Genomic DNA, 22,393 nt, shown 5'->3' on the forward strand with positions numbered 1-22,393 from the left:
AAGGGAAACACGGCACTGTGCCGCAAACGCGCCAATTATAGGGATTTCCCCTGGCTGTTGCCAGTCACCCGCTTTATCAGTGAACGAAAAGTATGCAAAATACGGGACTTATCGAGAATAATTAATAGGGCGATGCCTATTTTGCCTGTCAGCGTGTATATTTTTTGCTTGAAACATTCTAATGTTTACTTCTTGCATAGGAATCAGTAACAGGTTGTACTAGCATGATTTCTTACTATTTCGGTGTTCTGGCCGGGTCTTTCTGAAGCAGTTGGTGCGGATTGCGTGGTAATGACGAAAAATAATAATCATCCCCGGGGGTTCCTGGCTTCTCAGTTAAACCAGTTTTTCGGACTGGGGATTGTCAGCTTTCTGTTTACCGCCTTTTCTGTTGAACTGCTCTTATCAACGACCAATCTTGCGCCGGTGTGGTTTCCCAGTGCCATTATGATGTGCGCTTTCTGGCGCTTTCCTGTGCGCCTGTGGTTTTTCCCTGCCGTGGCCTGTATTGTTGGCACTGTATGTGCCTCCACGCTGTTGCTGCCCAGGGTTCAGTTAAACTTCATATTTCCGGTAATCAACCTGGCAGAAGCGGTAACAGGTGCACTGTTACTGAAATATTTACTGCCCAACGATCATCCCCTTGAGTCACTGCCGGACTGGCTGAAAATGGTGGTTGCCAGTGCAGTGGTTCCGCCAGTATTTGGCGGTTTGCTGGTATTACTGGCAACCTCACCTCACAACCCGCTGAATGTTTTCTTTGTCTGGGTGGTCGCAGAAGCCATCGGCTGCCTGGCAATTATTCCTATAGGGCTACAGTTTTCACCCCAAAGCCTGAGCAGTATCCTGCGAGCCCGCAGTTTATGGGAAACCCTGGCAACCATAGCAGCAACATTGTTGCTGAGCTACCTGGCGTTGCATTTTCTGCCGTGGCCGTTCACCTTTGTGATTGTTTTTCTGATGTGGAGCGCCATTCGCCTGCCCCAGGTTGCGGCATTTACCGTGGCACTGGTAAGCATTATGGGTATCTCCCTGATGTTTGCTTTCGGCCAAAGCCCGGTTTCCCTGATTACCGGCTCTGAAATTAATACCCATGCTCCCTGGCTGCCTTTCTTGCTGCTGTTATTAACTGCACACATCATGACTATGGTGATGCACTCTTTCCGCGAGGAACGTAAAAATATCACCGCCAGCGAAACCCGTTTTCGTAATGCCATGGAACATTCAGCAATAGGCATGGCACTGGTGGGGGTTGATGGCCGCTGGTTGCAGGTCAACAAAGCATTGTGCAAGTTTCTGGGCTATACCCATGACCAGTTAAGCAATCTCACCTTCCAGCAAATTACCTTCCCGGAAGATTTGCACACTGACTTGCAGTACATGGACAAATTGCTCAGTGGCGAAATTAACAGCTACTCCATGGAAAAGCGTTATTACAACAGCAGGGGCAATATTGTCTGGGCTTTACTGGCAGTTTCGGTTGTGCGTGATGCCAATAACACGCCACTGTATGTGATTGCTCAGGTTGAAGACATTAACGACCTCAAGCATTCAGAGTGGATGAACAAACGCCTGATGGAGCGGATTACTCTGGCAAATGAAGCGGGCGGCATTGGTATCTGGGAGTGGGATATGCTGAACGACCAGATTAGCTGGGATAAACGCATGTTTGAGCTCTACGGCGTGCCCGGCCACCTGAAGCCTTCATTTCAGTTATGGATGGATTGCCTGGTTGAAGATGATCAGCCAGTGGTCAAAACAGAAGTAACAGATGCATTGCGGCGCAAAGAGCCATTCAAGGTGGAGTACCGGATTCAGGTTCAGGAAGAAATCCGCCATATTCGTACTCTGGCAAACCGGGTGCTGAATAAGCAAGGTAATGTTGAACGCTACCTGGGTATCAGCATGGATATGACTGAAGTTAAACAACTTCACGATGCGCTCTACCAGGAGAAAGAACGCCTGCATATCACCCTGGATGCTATCGGTGAAGCCGTTATTTGTACCGATGTTGATATGCGTATCACCTTTATGAACCCGGTGGCAGAAAAAATGAGTGGCTGGCCGCAGGAGCAGGCGTTTGGTCAGTATATTCTTTCTGTGCTGCACATCACCTTTGGTGAGAACGGCCCACTGATGGAGAATATCTACAGTGGTGATGCCACCCGTTCGGCCATGGAGCAGGACGTGATTCTGCACTCCCGCTCAGGCGACAGTTTCGATATTCACTACTCGATTACCTCACTCAGCACACTGGATGGCGAAAGTATTGGCAGTGTGCTGGTTATTCATGATGTTACTGAATCACGCAAAATGCTGCGCCAGTTGACCTACAGTGCGTCACATGATGGCCTGACACACCTTGCCAACCGCGCCAGCTTTGAAAACCATCTGAAACGCCTGTTAACCAGCGCTGTGGAAAATCGCCAGCAACATGCACTGGTATTTATTGACCTGGACAGATTCAAAGCGGTGAATGATACAGCCGGACACGCGGCGGGCGACAGTCTGTTACGGGAACTCTCCACGCTGATGCTGAGTTTATTACGTAATAACGACTTCCTGTCCCGTCTGGGCGGCGATGAATTCGCCCTGTTATTACCCAACTGTTCTGTGGAAAGCGCCCGTCATATTGCCGAACATATTACCAGCATGATTAATGACTACCACTTTATCTGGGAAGAGCAGACTTACCGGATTGGCGCCAGTGCGGGTATCACGATTATTGATGAACACAATTATGACGCCAACGAGGTACTGTCTCAGGCCGATATTGCCTGTTATGCTTCGAAAAATAGTGGTCGTGGGCGCGTTTCTGTTTTTGAAGCGAAAAAACACACCAACCAGCGTAAGAAAAACCAGCTGTCTGCTGAAGAACAGCAGGCAATTATTGCGCACAACCCGGTACTGATTACTGCGCGGCCAGTGGCCTCTCCCCGTATACCGGAAAGTTGCAGTTTCTATTTACTGGGCGTACAGCTCTGGAATAACGCTGGCGACATGATAGAAGAAAGCCAGTTCCGTGCCGGGCTGAGCAGTGCGGAGCAGCACAAGGCACTGGACCTGCGCATGATTGAACTGTTCTTTAAAGAACATGCGCGCCGGGTTATGGTAAAAGGCTTTACTGTCGCGCTCCCGCTCTCCGTTGCCGGGTTGCACAGTGAAACTGTCGTAGAGGTTCTGGTTCGCTTATTGCGTGACACCCACTTCCCACCAGCACGGCTGATGATTATTGTCGAAAATCAGGTAATTGGCCGGATAGAGGGTTCTGTTAAAAAAGGGCTTGAGCAACTGGTTGATGAAGGTTGTGGGTTAGTTCTTAGCCAGGTGGGCGACGACCTCGACATCTTTAACCATCTCCCTCGTCACTTATTTAAAGCGATATTACTGGAACCGTCGCTGGTGCAACATGTGCATGAAAACCTGATGGATGAAATGATGGTGACCATCATTCAGGGCCATGCGCAACGCCTGAAATTACAGACGATTGGTGGCCCGGTAGCCCAGGCGATAACCATGGATACCCTTTCGGGGATTGGCATGGATTTGATCTTTGGCGACAGCATCGGCCCGCAGCAGCCACTGGAAGTACTGCTTAACGGCAGTTATTTCGCGATTAACTGAGTTCTGGCTGCCAGCCAGCATTGTTCCAGATATGCAGTAGCGCCAGTGAACGCCAGGGTGCCCAACGCCGGGCATACTGGCGGATTTGCCCGGGTGTCATACCGGCAAAGCGTTGTTTAATCAGGTAGTCATCTTCCAGAAATACATCCTGTGCGCCCCACCCGCGTAAAGCGAAATAGCTGGCTGTCCAGCGGCCAATTCCCGGCCAGGACATCAGTTGCTTCAGGCCTGCTGCAGTATCTTCCGGTGGAGTCAGCGGAAAACTCCCCGCTACAACCGATTGTGCCAGAGTAATAATAGTTTCCGCCCGGCGTAACGACATCCCCACACTTTTCACTGCCAGTGGGTCGCAATCTGCAAGAACCTCTGCCTGAGGGAACAATTGCCCGTGAGGGCTGGCTGTTCCGAAAGTGTGAGCCAGGCGGGTGGCAAGCTGCGCTGCCATTTTCACACTCACTAACTGGCCGAGAATTGCGCGTACCATTTGCTCAAAAGGACAAATGCAGCCAGGCATACGAATACCGGGGTTTACCGCGGCAAGAGGCCCCAGTACCTGACTAACTTCTTCCGGGTTCAGGCCAAGGTTCAGCCAGTGGCGCACACGCGCCAGTACGGTTTCAGCAACCGGTACCAGGCTGGGGCTGAGAGCCACCTGTACGCGATGCTGTTGTGGTTCAGGCCGGGCAATCACCAGCCCGGTAACACCACCAATGGCCATGACGCGGCTAAACGATTCCTGAGTAACGTCTTCCAGACCATTTACTGCACGAGCAGCAAGAAACTGACTCATCCACACCCAGTCATAGGGTGGCTTATATGGGAGGAAAAACAGGGAGTCATTTTTAGCAGCATGTTCGGCAGAGCTCGATGGCGGCATGAAGGCTCCTTGGGGCCAGTTGAAAAAACAGGGGGAATACAATCAGCACTACTATACCCGAAATCCCCCGGATTGCAGGCAGGTGGTGAAACCACATCATGGCACAACCAGGGTAGCGGGTTGTGCCTGTACATTGCATAAATAAGCGTTAATCACAGAGGCAATAAATCCCATTACATTGACACTGCCCCAGCTTTTCCGTTTTCCACCGTGATAAACTACCCAAAAGCATCAACCGTTAGCCAGGGTAGTTCGTTTTTTATTGTCATTTATGGACTACGCTTGCTACGGTTTACTCATAGCCGCCAATCCCCCTGTCAGCGACAACGCAGTGCTGTTGAATAATTCATGAGAAAGCTAAAATTCTGGTATCACTTCTCTGTGATGAACACAATTACTCTGGCGATGCTTTGCCTGAGCGCACTCGCATTCACCGGGATGTTTATTAGCGAACGCAGTGCGGAAAGCATTCAGGGGAACGCACACACCATCAACCGCATTGGCGCGGTGCGCATGCAAAGCTACCGGATATTGTCGATGCTGCCGCTGACACCGGACAATATGAATGAAGTGAACCATCTGGAAGATGAACTGCATTCGCCGCTGTTTCGCGATGTTGTACGTACTGAAGGCTTTCATCGCGCTTATCAAACTATCACAGACAGCTGGTATCAACAGGTGAAGCCGCAACTGCTGAAATCACGCACGCCGGAACAGGGCCGCGCCAGTGTTGAGAAGTTTGTGGCAAATCTGAATGTGCTTATTTCACAAATCGACCGCCACACGGAACAGCAAATTACCGAGATAACAATAACGCAGCGCATTTTTACTGTATTAACGCTGTTGTTTTTGTTTATTGCCATTCTGACTTTACGTAAGCGTCTTTTTCAACCCTGGCGTCAACTGCTTAATATGGCCAGCGCGATTCAGGCTGGCGAGTTTTCCCATAAGCTGGATACCCGCAACTATAAAGATGAAATGGGGGAACTGGGTAATGCGCTTAACGCCATGGCCGCTGAACTGAAAACAACCTATGAGAATCTGGAACAACGCGTTGAGGAAAAAACCGCGCAATTACAATTGCAAAACCGTTACCTTGATTTTCTCTACCGGAGCGGCCGCGAATTTAATCGCCAAACGCATACCTGTAAAACACTCGCCCCTTTGATTGAAGAATTGATGTCGCTGACGCCGCTGCGGCAAATTCACCTGACATTTACCGATATTCAGCAATCCAGCCAGTTTGAAAACCTGACTTTTGGCGGTGCCCGGCCTGAGTTTTGCGTTGACAGTGCGTGCCAGCGCTGCCTGCACACGCCAGATAATGGTTCAGAGGCAACGCAGGCCCAGGAGTGGCTGCTGACCGACTGCAACAAAATTTATGGCACGTTGTCTGCACATATTCCGGAAGACTGTTCTCTTCACTATGAAGAACAAAAACTGATTGCAACCTTTTGTGACCTGCTCACGCAGTACCTTGCCCTTTCCCGCCAGGAGCAGCACCAACGCCAGTTACTGCTACTTCAGGAGCGCAGCACCATAGCCCGGGAACTGCATGATTCTATTGCCCAGTCGCTCTCGTATTTGAAAATAAAGATGGGTATCCTGCAACGTCACCAGGATAATTTGACCGGGAAGCAACAAACCCTGATTGCGGATATCCGGCGAGAGCTGGACGTCACTTATAAACAACTCCGCGAATTACTGACCACTTTTCGTTTACAACTCAGCGGCGTTGGATTATTACCCGCTATTGAAGGTTGTATTGCTGAATACAGCCAGAAACTCGGTTTTCCGATAGAATTCAATTATCAAATCCCGGCAAATAAAGTGAGTCCACCACAGGCTATTCACCTGTTCCAGATTATTCGTGAAGCACTTCATAATGTTTATAAACATGCGAATGCCAGCCAGGTAACCGTGTCACTGACCATGGACACCCCGAATAATCTGGTGCACCTGAATATTACCGACAATGGTATTGGCCTGGACAAGCAGGCGTCACACCTCAATCACTACGGGCTGACGATTATGGCCGACCGTACTGCATCGCTTCTGGGCGGGAAACTGGATATTCAGTCTGAAGCACAGCAGGGTACCCAAATTCATGTTTGTTTCACACCGACTAACGAGATGTAATTATGTCACAGCAAAATACGCCCACCGCGAAAGCCGCCACAGTATTATTGATTGACGATCATCCGCTATTACGTAACGGCATCAAAGAGCTGCTGGAGCTGAACAGTGAGATTAAAGTTATTGCACAGACCAATAATGGTCACGAAGGTGTGGCACTGGCTCAGCAGCATGATCCCGATTTAATTTTGCTGGATATCAACATGCCGCAGGTTGATGGACTGGAAACACTTAAGTTACTGCGCGCACAAGGTATTACCAGCCGCATTGTTATTTTCACCGTGTCAAATTATGAAGAAGATGTGATAAAGGCAATGAAACTGGGCGCCGACGGCTATCTGCTCAAAGATATGGAGCCGGAAGATATGCTGGACGCCATTGAGCAAATTTGTTTGGGAAAAGTGGTGGTAAGCCCGGAGGTGATAACCATTCTCGCCACCAGTCTGCGCAGCCATAAACCCAGTAGCGCGCACCCGCTTGAAGATCTGACTGTACGTGAAAAAGAGATCCTGAAGCTCATTGCCGAGGGGCTGGCCAATAAACTGATCGCACGTCGGCTAAAAATTGCCGAAAGTACCGTGAAAGTTCATGTTAAACACTTACTCAAAAAACTGAATCTGCGTTCGCGGGTTGAAGCGGCAGTCCTGGTACATCAGGAAGGGGGACTATAAGTATTAACAGCGGTTGACTGGGCTAACCAAACCAACCGCTTTACTGAGCTGTCGGTTACCGACGTGAGCGTACTATCTGGTAGCGGCGCGTGAGGTATTCAACCGGTACACTCCAGATATGCACCAGCCGGCAAAACGGGAACAAAACAAACAGGGTCATCCCCAGCACGATATGTACCCGGTAAATCCATGCCACACCATCGAGCCAGGCACTGGCACCGGACTGAAACGTGACCACAGCCTGCGCCCAGTGCACTAATTTCATCATTTCCTGGCCATCCATATGTTGGGCGGAAAAAGGAATCGTTAATAGCCCCAGGCACGCCTGAACCACCAGCAATGTCAGAATAAGGATATCGGCAAACGAAGACGTTGCCCGAATCCGTGGGTTGGTCAGGCGGCGTTTCAGTAACAACCCACCACCCACAACTGTCATCACACCGCAAATTCCGCCAGCAATCATGGCGAGTTTTTGCTTGGTAGCGATGGGCAGAAACGATTCGTACACCCAGTGAGGAGTGAGCAAACCAAAGAAATGACCGCCAAGGATACCGATAATCCCAATATGGAACAGGTTAGAAGCCAGGCGCATACCGCGCTTATCCAGCATCTGGCTGGAACCGGCACGCCAGGAATATTGCCCATAGTCATATCTGAGCCAGCTCCCCACCAGGAAGATAGTCGCAGCCAGATAAGGATAAATATCAAAAAAGAATCCATTGATATAGTTCATTTCTGTTCTCCGGTTAACATACCGACATGCACATACTGAGGGTGAACGCGCTCATTTTGCTGGTGTCGGAGCCCGTGGGATTCATTACCGCCACAATTCGCTTCACTCATAAAACTCACCTGCTCTTCTTCCCAGACTTTATCAAGCGCTTCCGGGGTGTCATCCCGCGATTCCTGGCGTACTTTTTGCCGTAAGGCGTCATAGTCGACATCAACGGTGTCTCCGGCGAGCTCACCAAGGAGCGTGAACAGGGCAGCATAGCCACTCCCCCGCTCATCAAGGCGTGTTGCCAGTAATGCCAGAATCGGCGCAATATCCACCAGCCCTTGTCTTGCTTCGTGGCTATCAAGACTCGCCAGGTATTCAAGATACAAGGGTAAATAATCTGGTAACTCCCGGCTGTCTAATGTCAGGCCGGCGCGCTGATACTGGTTAAGTAAGTCCACCATCGCCTGGCCGCGTGCGCGTGAGTCACCATGAACATGCTCGAATAATAAGAGCGACAAAGCGCACCCACGGTCGAACAGTGCACAATATTGCGCCTGAGCAGCCAGCAATGAACCGGCGAACAGTTGGTCCATAAATGCATGGAGGAGCTGTTTATGTCGTACTGACAACGGGCATTCTTCTACAGCACAACGCAGTGCCTCCTGATGCTGCCAGAGCGCTTCATCCGGGTAATCCATGAGCCGGGCAATAATTGTCAGCGTTGTCATGAGCGATCCTTTTTGTCTGCGGTAATGTCAATCGCGTCAATGCGCTTGCTGTTAAACAAGTTGAAGCGGGTATCACTGCCATGGCAGCCATCGCCAAAACTGAAGCCGCAACCTTTGCTTTCCGGGAACGCCTCACGCGCCAGTTCACGGTGTGAAGAGGGCACCACAAAACGGTCCTCGTAGTTCGCGATAGCCAGATAGCGGTACATTTCCTGTGCCTGCTGCTCACTCAGGCCTACAGCATCAAGGGCACGGGTATCTGTACGTTTATCAACGGTTTCTGCCCGTTTGTAATGGCGCATCGCCAGTAAGCGTTTCAACGCACGCAACACCGGAGCGGTATCACCCGCCGTTAACAAGTTTGCCAGGTACTGAACCGGAATACGCAGGCTGTCGACATCCGGTAAAATACCGTCATCGCCCAGATAACCGGCATCTGCGGCAGACTGAATCGGTGATAAAGGCGGGACATACCACACCATGGGTAACGTGCGATATTCAGGATGCAGCGGTAAAGCCAGTTTCCAGTCCATTGCCATTTTGTATACCGGTGAACGTTGCGCTGCTTCTATCACACTGAGCGCAATCCCTTGTTTACGGGCCTCTTCAATAATCGCCGGGTCGTGAGGATCGAGAAAAACATCCAGTTGACTTTCATAGAGTTTCTCCGGATCTTCCACTGAAGCCGCCTGGGCGATTCTGTCGGCATCGTAAAGTAATACGCCCAGATAGCGAATGCGCCCGACACAGGTTTCTGAGCAGACCGTTGGCATGCCCGATTCAATACGCGGATAGCAGAAAATACATTTTTCGGATTTGCCGCTTTTCCAGTTGAAGTAAATCTTTTTGTACGGGCAGCCTGTCAGGCACATCCGCCAGCCACGGCATTTGTCCTGGTCAATCAGTACAATGCCGTCTTCTTCACGTTTATAAATCGCGCCGCTCGGACAGGTGCCCACGCAGGCCGGATTTAAGCAGTGTTCACACAGGCGAGGCAGATACATCATGAATGTATTTTCAAACTGCCCATACATCGCTTTTTGCATTTCGCCAAAGTTGTAGTCAGCCGAACGTTTGGCAAATTCACCACCGAGAATTTCTTCCCAGTTTGGGCCGCCATTAATTTTGTCCATCCGCTGGCCTGTTATCTGCGAACGGGGCCGCGCTGTAGGCTGGTGCCGTCCTTGTTTGGCATTGTGCAAATGTTCGTAGTCAAAGGTAAATGGCTCGTAGTAGTCATCAATAGTGGGCATATCCGGGTTATTGAATAAGCGCGAGAGCACACCCACACGATTTCCCATTCTGGGTTCCAGTTTGCCTTTGATATTGCGTATCCAGCCGCCTTTCCAGCGTTCCTGGTTTTCCCAGTCCGTGGGGTAACCTGTTCCGGGTTTGGTCTCTACATTATTGAACCAGGCGTATTCCATGCCTTCACGGCTGGTCCAGACATTTTTGCAGGTAACCGAACAGGTATGACAGCCGATACATTTATCCAGGTTAAGTACCATGCCGACTTGTGAACGAATTTTCATTCTGGCTTCTCCTGCAGTGTTGTTGAAGAAGGATGCTGAACCACATCGTTTTTCTCGTCATCAAGCCAGTTAACCTGATGCATACGTCTGACCACCACGAATTCATCGCGGTTTGATCCAACAGTGCCGTAGTAGTTAAAGCCATAAGCCAGTTGAGCATACCCGCCAATCATATGGGTAGGTTTGGGGCAGACACGGGTCACTGAGTTATGAATCCCACCACGCTGCCCGGTAATTTCTGAACCTGGCAGGTTCACCAGGCGTTCCTGCGCGTGGTACATCATCACCATGCCTTGTGGGATACGCTGGCTGACCACCGCACGCGCTGTCAGCGCGCCATTTTTATTGAACGCTTCTATCCAGTCGTTATCGGCGATACCCAGCGTTTTGGCATCGGTTTCACTTATCCAGACAATTGGCCCGCCGCGTGACAATGTCAGCATTAACAGGTTTTCACTGTAGGTTGAATGAATGCCCCATTTCTGGTGCGGAGTAATGAAATTCAGTGCCAGCTCCGGGTTACCATTGCTCTTCGCCCCTATCATACCGGCCACACTTCGGGTATCGATGGGCGGTCGCCAGGCTATCAGACTTTCACCGAAGTCACGCATCCAGGGGTGATCCTGGTAAAACTGCTGGCGGCCTGTCAGTGTGCGCCAGGGGATCAACTCATGCACATTGGTATAACCGGCATTGTAGGAAACATGCTCATCTTCCAGCCCTGACCAGGTAGGGCTGGAGATTATTTTGCGTGGTTGTGCCTGAATATCGCGAAAGCGGATTTTCTCTTCTTCTTTGTTACGTGCCAGATGCGTGTGATCACGCCCGGTTATCTGCCCCAACGCCTGCCAGGCTTTTACGGCAACCTGGCCGTTGGTTTCCGGCGCAAGCGTCAGGATCACTTCTGCGGCATCAATAGCGGAATCAATTCTTGGCCGCCCCTGACTTGCCCCTGTTTGCTGGACGTAATTGAGCTTTTTCAGCAACGCCACTTCGCTCTCTGTGTTCCAGTTAATGCCTTAACCGCCGTTACCCTGTTTATCCAGTAATGGTCCAAGTGAAGTAAAACGCGCATAGGTGGCCGGGTAATCGCGCTCGACCGCAATCAGATGCGGGGCCGTTTTACCCGGAATGAGATCACACTCACCTTTTTTCCAGTCCTGGACGTTATATGGCTGGCCCAGTTCGGCCGGTGAATCATGCTGAATTGGCAACGTCACCAAATCTGTTTCAACGCCCAAATGCCCCGGGCAAAGTGTTGAAAAAGCCTGAGCGATGTCTTTATATATTTCCCAGTCTGAACGCGCTTCCCAGGCCGGATCAACAGCCGCGCTGAGCGGATGAATAAATGGATGCATATCCGAAGTATTCATGTCGTCTTTTTCATACCAGGTCGCCGTTGGCAGCACAATGTCTGAGTACAAACAGGTACTGGACATACGAAAATCCAGGGTGACAACCAGATCCAGTTTGCCTTCTGTCGCGTTATCCTGCCATTCCGCCTCCTGCGGATGGCACTTGCCTTCCTCGCCTAAATCACGCCCCTGAATACCGTGTTCAGTGCCCAGCAGATACTTGAGGAAGTATTCATGACCTTTGCCCGATGACCCAAGCAGGTTGGATCGCCAGATAAACAGGTTCCGGGGATAGTGCTGTTCCGGCTGCTCGGCAGCAAAGCGAATTGTGCCTTCTTTGAGCGCCTTCACGGTGTATTCCTGAATGGATAACCCGGCCGCACTGGCCGCACTGGCAATATGCAGAGGGTTAACATTTAATTGCGGTGAGGAGGGCAACCAGCCTAACCGTTCCGCTTTAATATTCAGGTCAATCAAATGCGCACTGTAGCGCGTAGCGTCTGCCAGGGGAGATAACAGTTCATGTGCATTGAGCGATTCATAGCGCCACTGGCTGCTGTGGTTATAGAAAAACGAGGTGCTGTTCATATGGCGGGGAGGTTTTTGCCAGTCAAGGGCAAAAGCCAGCGGCTGCCAGCCAGTTTGTGGGCGTAATTTCTCTTGCCCCACATAGTGCGCCCAGCCGCCACCGCTCTGCCCGACACAACCACAGAACACCAGCATATTAATCAGGCCACGGTAGGCCATGTCCATGTGATACCAGTGGTTAAGCCCGGCACCAACAATAATCATCGAACGCCCGTGGGTTTTCTCTGCGTTATCGCCAAATTCACGGGCAATACGAATGATCTCCTGACGAGGAACGCCGGTAACCGCTTCCGCCCAGGCAGGAGAATAGGCTTTCATGTCATCGTAGCCAGATGCGCAGTTAGCATCATTAAAACCACGGTCAACCCCGTAGTTTGCCAACATCAAATCATAAACACTGGTAACCAGGCCCTGTTCGCCATTGGCCAGTTCAATACGTTTTACCGGCACCTGATGAACAATGACGTCGCTGAGTGCAACCGAGGTAAAATGTTCATGCTCAGTCGCGCCAAAATACGGGAAAGCGACTGCAACCTGTTCCCCGGACGCCACACCCAGTTGCAACGTAACCGGTTTTTTCTGGTGGCCGGCAGTGGCTTCCAGGTTCCATTTACCTTGTTCACCCCAGCGGTAACCGACTGACCCCTGAGGCGCGACCAGCTCACCATTGTCCTGGTTAATAGCCACTGTTTTCCATTCAGGGTTATTGGGCTCATCAAGGTTATCCACTAAGTCTGCCGCGCGCAGAAAACGCCCTGCCTGATAGACACCTTCAACTGAAGGGTCGAGCATAACCAGCATTGGCATATCTGAATAACGACGCAGATAATTCTGGAAGTACTCACTCTGGCGTTTAACGTGAAACTCACTGAGTAATACATGCCCCATAGCCAGCGCCAGCGCGCTGTCTGTTCCCTGTTGAGGACGGAGCCAGTGATCGCACAGCTTGGCGATTTCGGCATAATCTGGCGTTACCGCAACGGTTTTTGTGCCCTTGTAGCGAACTTCAGTAAAGAAGTGTGCATCGGGTGTACGGGTTTGCGGCACATTTGAACCCCAGGCGATGATATAAGAAGCGTTATACCAGTCGGCAGATTCAGGCACATCGGTCTGTTCTCCCCAGGTTTGCGGGCTGGAAGGCGGCAGGTCGCAATACCAGTCATAAAAACTCAGGCAGGTTCCACCAATTAATGACAGGTAGCGTGCGCCGGATGCGTAAGAGACCATCGACATCGCCGGTATTGGCGAGAAACCGGCCACGCGATCGGGCCCATGGGTTTTCGCCGTGTACACGTTCGCCGCCGCAATGAGCTCATTCACTTCCTGCCAGTGGCTACGCACAAAACCGCCACGGCCACGCGCTTTTTTGTAACGCGCCGCTTTTTCTGGCTGTGTGACAATCGCGGCCCAGGCATCAACAGGATCCGGATGCTGTTGTTTCGCTTCGCGCCACATTTCAATCAGGTTTGAGCGCACCATTGGGTACTTTAATCGGTTAGCGCTGTAGAGATACCAGGAATAACTTGCGCCACGAGGGCATCCTCGCGGTTCATGGTTGGGCAGGTCCGGGCGGGTTCGCGGGTAGTCGGTCTGCTGGGTTTCCCAGGTCACCAGGCCATTTTTGACATAAATTTTCCAACTACAGGACCCGGTACAGTTAACACCGTGTGTTGAACGTACTATCTTGTCATGCTGCCAGCGGTTACGGTATCCCTCTTCCCAGTCCCGGTTGACAGACAACGTCTGCCCGTGATCACCAGAAAAAGTGTCACCCAATTGTTTAAAATAGCGAAAGCGGTCCAGAAACTTACTCATCTGGCTTTCTCCGTATTGTCAGTGCCAGGCACATAGGGTTTATTGATGACGATGCCGGTGGCATGGTCGATATTTCCCACATTAGCGTCTGTGAGGGTTATAAAATTGACACGGATCAAAATGAACCTGGCAGGGAAATAACGCTTCAGGTTGACTACTCCCTTAGGGGTAGTTATTTTTAATATTCAATATATTGATTTAAATGGTTTTTTTATAAAACAGATTATTTATTACACAATAAAAACACACCACAACTATTGAGTGGTAGAACGTCTAAAAATAGACTGCCAGCACCACTGATTAGCCCCTGTGTATTCGCAGAGCTGAGATTATTGTGACTTCTTATCTTATTACTCATTCTTTCCGGAAATAATAATCGTATCATTCTGCAATAGAGAATCATTTTAATCCCGATGTAAAAGCAAGTTATTATTCACACAAATAATTAATACATTAAAAAACAAAAAACGGGCTTTTCAGCCCGCTATATTTTGTCACTTTATTAATAACACAGGGTTGTGCGTTATGCTTTTTGTCTGGTCGCCATGCCCTGGTTGATACGCCGCCCATATACGCACCATGTAATGACAATACAGACCACGTAAAACACCAGAAATACTTTCAACGCGCCCAGGGGAGACCCCGTCCAGCTCAGTGACAAACCAAACGCCCGGGGAATAAAAAAGCCCCCGGCTGCGCCGATGGCAGAAATAAAGCCCAGTGCCGCCGCAGTATCGGTTCCTGCCCGGCGTGTTGCATCTTCTTCGGGCAACCCTTTATTCAGTGCATGTTGCATCACAACTCGGCGGAAAATGACTGAAATCATCTGGAATGTCGAACCACTGCCTAATCCGGCGGTAATAAATAAACACATGAATACCGCAAAAAATAACCAAAAGCTTCCGTGTGTATTTCCCCCAGGCAAAGCAAAGAAGACCAGCCCGGTAAATAATGCCATTGCAATGAAATTGACAGTCGTCACCTTAATGCCCCCCAGCTTATCCGATAAGCTTCCCCCTATCGGCCGGGCCAGTGCGCCAATCAATGGGCCAAAAAAGGCATAATGCATCACCGCAATATCCGGAAACTGCGTCTTCGTCAGCATGGCAAATCCGGCAGAAAAACCGATGAATGAACCGAATGTGGCCAAATACAGAATACTCAGGATCCACAAGTGGGGCTGTCTGAGTACCGGCAACTGTTCCACAATTGATGCCTTCGCACTGTGCAGGTCATTCATGCCAATCCAGGCCGCAATTGTCGCCAGCAGGATAAAGGGCACCCAAATCCAGGCGGCGTTTGCCAGCCAGAGGCTACCCCCATCCGCCAGCGGTGTGGCTTGAGTAAAGGAACCAAAAACCGCCACGGAGATAACCAAAGGCACCACCAGTTGCATCACGCTGACACCCAGGTTACCCAGCCCGCCATTTAACCCCAGAGCCTTACCTTGCTGGGCTTTCGGGTAGAAAAAGCTGATATTTGCCATGCTGGATGCAAAATTCCCCCCTGCCAGACCACACAACAGCGCGATGATGATAAAGGTTTGAAATGATGTCTCAGGATGCTGAACCGCATAGCCGAGCCACAGGCAGGGTATGGCAAGAATAAAGGTACTGATAGCCGTCCAGCGGCGCCCGCCGATAAGTGGTACAACAAAGGAATAAGGTACTCTCGCCAGAGCACCGGAAACCGAAGGTAGTGCGGTCAATAAAAACAACTGATCCGTCGTAAAGTGAAACCCGGCCCGGTTAAGATTGACGGCGACTGAAGAAAAAATCATCCAGACACAAAATGATAACAGTAAGCAGGGAATAGAAATCCACAAATTGCGGCGGGCTGTTCTTTCTCCCTGATTTCGCCAGAATGTTTCATTTTCTGGCGCCCAGTTAGCTAAAACAGCCCCATTAGCTGACTTTTGAGTCTTAGGGGGGTTCGCTTGCATAAAGACATCCTCATAAATAGCGCATCACTTAAGCGCTTTTACGTTTATCCCGTAGCCTTTATGTTGATATGTATCAAAATCATGCCAGGCCCTGCCGGGAGCCTGCCCTGGCTCTACTCCCCATGGCTAACCACAACTTATCTTGTAACGTTATGATTTAAAACGATTATAATTTTTCAGCAGTTATCAACCTGATAGCCATTATGCCCCCTGACTTATTGGGAGTACTCATTTAGGAGTAGTCGACCAAAATACTCACTATTTGCGTCAGGCAGCAAAACGCCCTCTGCAGCGGTTATTTCAACCCAAGCCGTTTTGCCAGCCGGTGCAAGTTTGCCACATCCAGTGAAAGTGCACGGGCGGCTGCAGCCCAGTTATGCTGGTGACTATTGAGCGCCTGGCGAATAATATTGCGCTGAAAGTCATCAGTAGCCGCGCGCAACGGTCTGCATGTTAACAATGCAGGCCCGGATGGCTCACCGAATGCGACCGCATTGGCGGGCTGGGTACTTGTTAGTGAGAAATGGGCCGGCGTGAGCATCACTTCCGCGTCACCTCGGGTGGCCCGTGCAATGAGCACGGCCCGATAAATCGCATGTTCCAGTTCACGCACATTGCCAGGCCAGGTATGAGCGCTCAGTACAGACAGGGAATCAGGGCTTAATGCGACAGACTGCAACCCAAATCGCCCACGGCACCGCTCACAAAAAAACCCCGCCAGTAAAGCGATATCCTCTCCCCGTTCCCGCAATGGCGGTACCCGTACCGGGAACACACTAAGGCGATGAAATAAATCCGCCCTGAAACGCCCGGCCAGCACTTCCGCTTTTAAATCGCGGTTTGTGGCGGCGAGCACTCTCACATCCACCTGTGAGTTTTTGTCGTCCCCGACGCGCTGAATATCGCCATATTGCAGTACCCGCAGCAATTTAGCCTGCAAAGATAATGGCAGCTCACCAATCTCATCGAGAAATAATGTACCGTTATTGGCCCGCTCAAATTTCCCCTGTCGGTCACTGATTGCGCCAGTAAACGCACCTTTCACATGCCCAAAGAGTTCACTTTCCGCCACACTTTCCGGTAAAGCGGCACAATTTAAATACACCATGGGCTGGTGAGCCCGGTCAGACCCTTCATGGATAGCACGCGCCACCAACTCTTTGCCGGTACCGGTTTCGCCATTAATAAGCACCGTCAGATCAGATGCCGCCACCACACTGATTTCGTGACGTAACTGAGTAACAGGTACTGAAAGCCCCACTATCTCCGTACTCTCTTCTGTGGAAGACAAGGGAGGCAGTGCTGCCTCGTTACTGCTCAGGCTCTGGCTTTCCAGTTGTTTTATTAACAAGGCATTCTTAAGTGTGTTCGCCGCCAGTACCGCAATCAGCCACAGTTCATCGTTGCTGAGGTGGTCAAAGCACGCCGCATTCATACTGTCCAGCGTCAGCGCGCCCACCAGACGTTCATCATCAAACAGAGGCAACCCGACACAGGCGTGGACTTTTAATTGTTCCTGCCCAGGAATCAGTCCGTCATAAGGGTCGGGTAACCCGCTGTCAGCCGGAAAACGCACCACATTCCCGGCCCGAGCTATGGCCTCAAGGCGCGGGTGGCTGGCAGGATCAAATCGCCTGCCCAGAACATCGGGCGAAAGACCATGAATCGCCAGTGGACGAAACTGGCGATGTTCATATAACAGCAACGCACAGGCATCGCAGACAAGAACACGCTGCAGCAGGTTAACCAGCCGCTGAAAGCGTACCTCACAGGTTCCCCCCTGGTTTAACTCCCCGGCAATATCCGCTAACTGGCGAATCTGAAGCGGCATAACAGTCTCCTGGCGTAGTCATTATGACAACTCATACTGTCATAATGACTTTTTAAATGATAGTCAAAAAGACTACCCCATTGAACACTGCAAACACAAAAATAAATAAAAACAATAAGTTAAAAATTGGCACAGGTATTGCTATTTATCTGGTCATAACAGACACACAATGATATTCACTGAGGGTTTTATGACTGTTCATGTAAAAAATAACATTTTTTGGGTTGGTCAACGGGACTGGGAAGTCCGTGATTTTCACGGCACGGAATACAACACCACCAAAGGCAGTAGTTATAACAGTTATCTGATTAAAGAAGAGAAAACCGTGCTGATTGACACGGTTGATCATAAATTCAGCCGGGAGTTTGTACGCAACCTCCAGACTGAGACAGACCTGCGTTCTCTGGATTACATCATTATTAACCATGCTGAAGAGGATCATGCTGGCGCACTCACTGAGCTGATGGCTCTGATCCCTGACACACCTGTCTACTGTACCGCTAATGCAATTGATTCTATTAATGGCCACCATCACCACCCGGAATGGCATTTCAACGTCGTCAAGACAGGCGATACGCTGGATATTGGCAATGGTAAGCAACTGGTGTTTGTTGAAACCCCGATGCTGCACTGGCCTGACAGTATGATGACTTACCTGACTGGCGATGGGGTGTTATTCAGTAATGATGCTTTCGGCCAGCACTACTGTGATGAACATTTGTTTAATGATGAGGTGGATCAAACTGAGCTGTTTGAACAATGCCTGCGTTATTTTGCCAATATCCTGACGCCGTTCAGCCGCCTTGTTGCGCCTAAGGTAACAGAGTTGTTGGGATTTAACTTACCCGTCAACATGATAGCAACCTCACACGGCGTGATTTGGCGCGATAACCCGGCACAAATTATCGAACAGTATCTGCAATGGTCTGCCGATTTTCAGGAAGACCGCATTACGCTGTTTTATGACACCATGTCCAACAATACCCGCATGATGGCGGATGCCATTGCTCAGGGGATCCACGAAGCTGACCCGCGTGTAACCGTCAAAATTTATAATGTTGCCCGCCACGATAAGAATGAAATTCTGACCAGTTTATTTCGCTCCAAAGGCATCCTGGTAGGCTCCTCCACCATGAATAACGTCATGATGCCCAAAATCGCCGCAATGCTGGAAGAAATCACCGGGTTACGATTCAGAAACAAGAAAGCTTCCGCTTTTGGCAGTTATGGCTGGAACGGTGGCGCAGTGGATAGAATTCAGACCCGGTTGACAGATGCCGGTTTTGAAACTGCATTATCCTTAAAAATCAAATGGCGCCCTGATGACACTCTGCTGGAAACCTGCCGTGAACATGGGCGCAAACTTGCTCACTTATGGGCACTTTCCCCCCTACCGTCCAGGGAATCCGCCCCCCTGGACAGCGCGCTGACTCCACAGCAAACAGAAGAAAATAGCACCTGTATGCAATGCAGTGTTTGCCAGTGGATTTACAACCCCCGACTGGGTGAACCCGTGCAAGGCATTGCGCCAGGAACACCATGGGACCAGGTACCCGAAACCTTTCTCTGCCCGGAATGTGGGCTGGGGAAAGCCGTATTTGATGAGCTCTGTGTGGAGGCGTTATGAGTGACAATGTCGTCATTATTGGCTCCGGTTTTGCCGCCAGACAACTGGTCAAACACATTCGTAAGCTTGATGCTCATCTGCCGGTAACACTGATTGCCGGCGACAGTGCTGACGAATACAACAAACCCGAGTTAAGTCATGTTATTAGCCGTGGGCAACACGCCGATGATTTGACGCGCCAGACAGGTGCGGCATTTGCCCAGGCCTTTAACCTTACACTGCACGCCCACACCCAGGTGACAAGCCTCGATCCGCAACGAAAAACGGTGAGTGGTGGCGGGCAAACCTGGGCGTACAGTAAGCTGGTGCTGGCAACAGGCGCCAGGGCGCGAATCCTCCCGGTGCCTGGCGGTGAGGACATGATAACGCTGAATAGCCAGGCTGAATTCCGTCGTTACGCAACACGGCTCTTTGATGCCCGGCGCATATTGGTAGTCGGAGGAGGATTAATTGGTTGTGAGCTGGCAATGGATCTGTGCCGCGCCGGTAAGCAGGTGACCCTGGTTGATAAAGCACCGTCGATACTGCCTGCGTTACTGCCCGTTCACCTGAGCGCCCCGCTTCACTGTGCACTGACGAAAGCCGGAGTCACAGTGCTCACCGGGCAACAATTACACTGTATTGAGCCGCATGCCGACGGGCTTCGAATAAGCCTGGAAAAGGGGATTCAGTTTAGCGTTGACGACGTTATTTCCGCGACCGGGTTGCAGCCTGAAACAACACTCGCCAGGCAAGCGGGTTTAGCGGTTAATCAGGGCATTCAGGTCAATCAAAAATTGCAAACCAGCGACCCGGCTATTTTTGCTCTTGGCGACTGCGCGGAAATCAATGGGCAGTGCCTGCCCTACCTCCAGCCAGGCCAACTCAGCGCACTAACCCTGGCTCAAAACCTGACAGGTCAGGATGTGGCGCTTTCCCTGCCACCAGCGCTGGTGAAGGTAAAAACGCCGTTGTTACCATTACAGTTAGCCGGGCAGCCATTACGGGAAGATTTGCACTGGAAAATTGCTGTCACAACCAACGGGATGGCTGCACAAGGCTACGATAACGATGAAACCCTGTGTGCTTTTGTCGCCAGCGAGGAACGGATACCTGAATCCTTTGGCTGGTTACGTCAACTGGCTGGTGCATAAACCACGAGCGTTCACCACGCAATGCAAAAACGTTAAATATACTCAGTGGGCAGGGATTGGCCTGCTCCACTGGGTGAGCCCCTGACTGCGGATGCAGGGTACCGCACTGGGGTAAACATCGGACTTTTTACGCCCGCGCTTTTTTACCCCACGCCGCCATAATCCATTTGCCGCAAAGCTGACATTCCGCTAAAGTCCTGCCCCTTCTTCACTGGCATGGGGATAATGAGACATATGTTTATTGGTTTTGATTACGGTACAGCGAACTGCTCCGTGGCGGTGATGCGTGATGGCAAACCCACAATGTTAAAACTGGAAGGCGACAGCGCTTTATTGCCTTCTATGTTGAGTGCGCCAGCACGAGAAGCCGTCAGTGAATGGCTCTATCGCCACCAGAATGTGAGCTTTGAAGACGCAGAGTCTGCGGCTTTGTTACGCCGGGCTATCAGTGCCAACCGCTTAGAAGATATCGAAGTGACTGCGCAGAGTATTCAGTTCGGGCTGACATCACTGCACCAGTATATTGAAGACCCGGAAGAAGTCTGGTTTGTCAAATCACCCAAGTCATTTCTTGGCGCAAATGGGTTAAAACCCCAACAAGTCGCGTTTTTTGAAGATCTGGTGTGCGCCATGATGTGCCATATACGCCAGCAGGCCGAAAGCCAGCTACAGGAAACGGTCAACCAGGCCGTGATTGGACGCCCGATTAACTTCCAGGGGTTGGGTGGCGAAGAAGCCAACCAACAGGCTCAGGGTATTTTGGCCCGTGCAGCGGCGCGTGCTGGTTTCAGCGATGTTGAATTTCAGTTTGAGCCTGTTGCCGCCGGGCTCGATTATGAAGCCTCACTGAACCATGAACAGCGCGTGCTGGTCGTGGATATTGGTGGAGGTACCACCGACTGCTCTTTCCTGTTAATGGGCCCGCAATGGCACAACCAGTCTGCGCGTGAATCCAGCCTGATTGGGCACAGTGGGTGCCGCGTTGGGGGCAATGATCTGGATATCATGCTGGCATTTCGCCAGTTAATGCCCGCTTTGGGAATGGGTGGGCTCACCGAAAAAGGCATTGCGCTGCCCATTCTGCCCTGGTGGAATGCCGTTGCGATAAACGATGTTCCGGCACAAACAGAGTTCTACAGCAAAGAAACCGGGCGTCTGTTGCAGACCCTGATTCGTGATGCCCGCGAACCTGAACAGGTTACTCGCCTGTTGAAGGTGTGGCGCAACCGCCTGAGTTACCGCCTGGTGCGCAGCGCGGAAGAAGCAAAAATAGCCCTTTCCCAGACTGATGAAACCGGTACAACACTGGACTTCATCGCCAACTCGCTGTCTGTGGGCACCCATAAAACCGAACTGGAAAATGCGATAGAACAACCGCTGCAACGGATCCTTGAACAAGTCAACCTGGCGCTTAGCCAGGCTGATACGCAACCGGATGTGATATACCTGACTGGCGGCAGCGCACGCTCGCCCATTATTCGCCAGGCGCTGCAACAGGCACTGCCGGGCATTGCCATTGTGGGTGGCGATGACTTTGGCTCTGTGACAGCCGGCCTTGCCCGTTGGGCAGGGGTTATTTTCCGCTAAGTGCCCTGCCCCCGGCCCGGAGAAAGCTAATCCGCTCTCCGGGCCTGAAATACACTCACCGTTATGCATTTTGGGCTGCCAGCAATGCGTTTTGCGAGCCAGGCCGACTCTATTTTTGTGATATAAAACTGTGTTCCAGACTGTTCCATACAGTCTTCCATTTTTCCTTCATTTTTATAGGTTCCCGGCTCTTTAAACTAGTATGATTAACGCCCACTGGTTTTAA

Annotated in this window: 12 protein-coding genes and 1 pseudogene; 6 read left to right on the forward strand and 7 right to left on the reverse strand. The window is 50.9% G+C overall.

Annotation, left to right across the window (positions count from 1 at the left end; all coding sequences use genetic code 11):
• Nucleotides 1-291 precede the first annotated feature (291 nt).
• A complete protein-coding gene (locus tag MPHASIOC01_RS11635) occupies nucleotides 292-3,624 on the forward strand; it encodes a diguanylate cyclase (protein ID WP_353614684.1) in 3,333 nt (1,110 codons plus the stop codon).
• Here MPHASIOC01_RS11635 and alkA read toward each other — a convergent pair.
• On the reverse strand, nucleotides 3,617-4,456 hold the full coding sequence (gene alkA / locus MPHASIOC01_RS11640; RefSeq protein WP_353614936.1) for a DNA-3-methyladenine glycosylase 2: 840 nt from the start codon (nucleotides 4,454-4,456) through the stop codon (nucleotides 3,617-3,619). The genes MPHASIOC01_RS11635 and alkA overlap by 8 nt on opposite strands.
• Before the next feature lie 393 nt (nucleotides 4,457-4,849).
• On the opposite strand from alkA, the gene narX reads away from it, so the two are divergent.
• Together narX and narL are read left to right on the forward strand one after the other, a co-directional pair.
• Nucleotides 4,850-6,640, forward strand: a complete 1,791-nt coding sequence (gene narX, locus MPHASIOC01_RS11645; protein WP_353614685.1) for a nitrate/nitrite two-component system sensor histidine kinase NarX — start codon at nucleotides 4,850-4,852, stop codon at nucleotides 6,638-6,640.
• A 2-nt stretch (nucleotides 6,641-6,642) separates the two neighbouring features.
• Nucleotides 6,643-7,308 (forward strand): two-component system response regulator NarL, encoded by a 666-nt coding sequence (gene narL / locus MPHASIOC01_RS11650; protein WP_064594822.1) that lies wholly within the window; start codon nucleotides 6,643-6,645, stop codon nucleotides 7,306-7,308.
• 55 nt (nucleotides 7,309-7,363) lie between these two features.
• Here narL and narI read toward each other — a convergent pair whose 3' ends face one another.
• From narI to norR, 6 genes and pseudogenes are all read right to left on the reverse strand, one after another.
• Nucleotides 7,364-8,041 (reverse strand): respiratory nitrate reductase subunit gamma, encoded by a 678-nt coding sequence (gene narI / locus MPHASIOC01_RS11655; protein WP_064594827.1) that lies wholly within the window; start codon nucleotides 8,039-8,041, stop codon nucleotides 7,364-7,366.
• Nucleotides 8,038-8,757 carry a nitrate reductase molybdenum cofactor assembly chaperone gene (narJ, locus tag MPHASIOC01_RS11660; RefSeq protein ID WP_353614686.1) on the reverse strand — a complete coding sequence of 240 codons (720 nt, stop codon included), beginning with the start codon at nucleotides 8,755-8,757 and terminating at the stop codon, nucleotides 8,038-8,040. The genes narI and narJ overlap by 4 nt, the downstream gene beginning before the upstream one ends.
• Nucleotides 8,754-10,289, reverse strand: coding sequence for a nitrate reductase subunit beta (gene narH, locus MPHASIOC01_RS11665; RefSeq protein WP_353614687.1), 1,536 nt, complete (start codon nucleotides 10,287-10,289; stop codon nucleotides 8,754-8,756). Before narH ends, narJ begins: the two co-directional genes overlap by 4 nt.
• Nucleotides 10,286-14,047, reverse strand: a pseudogene (locus tag MPHASIOC01_RS11670) (nitrate reductase subunit alpha). The gene narH and the pseudogene MPHASIOC01_RS11670 overlap by 4 nt, the downstream one beginning before the upstream one ends.
• Before the next feature lie 523 nt (nucleotides 14,048-14,570).
• Nucleotides 14,571-15,989, reverse strand: a complete 1,419-nt coding sequence (locus MPHASIOC01_RS11675; protein ID WP_353614688.1) for a NarK family nitrate/nitrite MFS transporter — start codon at nucleotides 15,987-15,989, stop codon at nucleotides 14,571-14,573.
• Nucleotides 15,990-16,284: 295 nt separating this feature from the next.
• Nucleotides 16,285-17,820, reverse strand: coding sequence for a nitric oxide reductase transcriptional regulator NorR (gene norR / locus MPHASIOC01_RS11680; RefSeq protein ID WP_353614689.1), 1,536 nt, complete (start codon nucleotides 17,818-17,820; stop codon nucleotides 16,285-16,287).
• Between the two features lie 190 nt (nucleotides 17,821-18,010).
• Between norR and norV the strand changes: the two genes are divergently transcribed.
• From norV to yegD, 3 genes are all read left to right on the forward strand, one after another.
• On the forward strand, nucleotides 18,011-19,447 hold the full coding sequence (gene norV / locus MPHASIOC01_RS11685) for an anaerobic nitric oxide reductase flavorubredoxin (protein ID WP_353614690.1): 1,437 nt from the start codon (nucleotides 18,011-18,013) through the stop codon (nucleotides 19,445-19,447).
• Nucleotides 19,444-20,580 (forward strand): NADH:flavorubredoxin reductase NorW, encoded by a 1,137-nt coding sequence (gene norW, locus MPHASIOC01_RS11690; RefSeq protein WP_064594837.1) that lies wholly within the window; start codon nucleotides 19,444-19,446, stop codon nucleotides 20,578-20,580. Before norV ends, norW begins: the two co-directional genes overlap by 4 nt.
• Before the next feature lie 234 nt (nucleotides 20,581-20,814).
• Complete coding sequence (gene yegD, locus MPHASIOC01_RS11695) at nucleotides 20,815-22,167, forward strand: molecular chaperone (RefSeq protein WP_353614937.1); 1,353 nt, start codon at nucleotides 20,815-20,817, stop codon at nucleotides 22,165-22,167.
• The last annotated feature ends 226 nt before the right edge of the window (nucleotides 22,168-22,393 follow it).

It is taken from the genome of Mangrovibacter phragmitis (assembly GCF_040429585.1).
GTDB lineage: Bacteria > Pseudomonadota > Gammaproteobacteria > Enterobacterales > Enterobacteriaceae > Mangrovibacter > Mangrovibacter phragmitis.

Coding starts and splice junctions, on each gene's coding strand:
- narL (WP_064594822.1), top strand. CDS start 6,643: ATGTCACAGCAAAATACGCCCACCGCGAAAGCCGCCACAGTATTATTG.
- narJ (WP_353614686.1), bottom strand. CDS start 8,757: ATGACAACGCTGACAATTATTGCCCGGCTCATGGATTACCCGGATGAA.
- norR (WP_353614689.1), bottom strand. CDS start 17,820: ATGCCGCTTCAGATTCGCCAGTTAGCGGATATTGCCGGGGAGTTAAAC.
- norV (WP_353614690.1), top strand. CDS start 18,011: ATGACTGTTCATGTAAAAAATAACATTTTTTGGGTTGGTCAACGGGAC.
- yegD (WP_353614937.1), top strand. CDS start 20,815: ATGTTTATTGGTTTTGATTACGGTACAGCGAACTGCTCCGTGGCGGTG.
- MPHASIOC01_RS11635 (WP_353614684.1), top strand. CDS start 292: ATGACGAAAAATAATAATCATCCCCGGGGGTTCCTGGCTTCTCAGTTA.
- narX (WP_353614685.1), top strand. CDS start 4,850: ATGAGAAAGCTAAAATTCTGGTATCACTTCTCTGTGATGAACACAATT.
- MPHASIOC01_RS11675 (WP_353614688.1), bottom strand. CDS start 15,989: ATGCAAGCGAACCCCCCTAAGACTCAAAAGTCAGCTAATGGGGCTGTT.
- norW (WP_064594837.1), top strand. CDS start 19,444: ATGAGTGACAATGTCGTCATTATTGGCTCCGGTTTTGCCGCCAGACAA.
- narI (WP_064594827.1), bottom strand. CDS start 8,041: ATGAACTATATCAATGGATTCTTTTTTGATATTTATCCTTATCTGGCT.
- narH (WP_353614687.1), bottom strand. CDS start 10,289: ATGAAAATTCGTTCACAAGTCGGCATGGTACTTAACCTGGATAAATGT.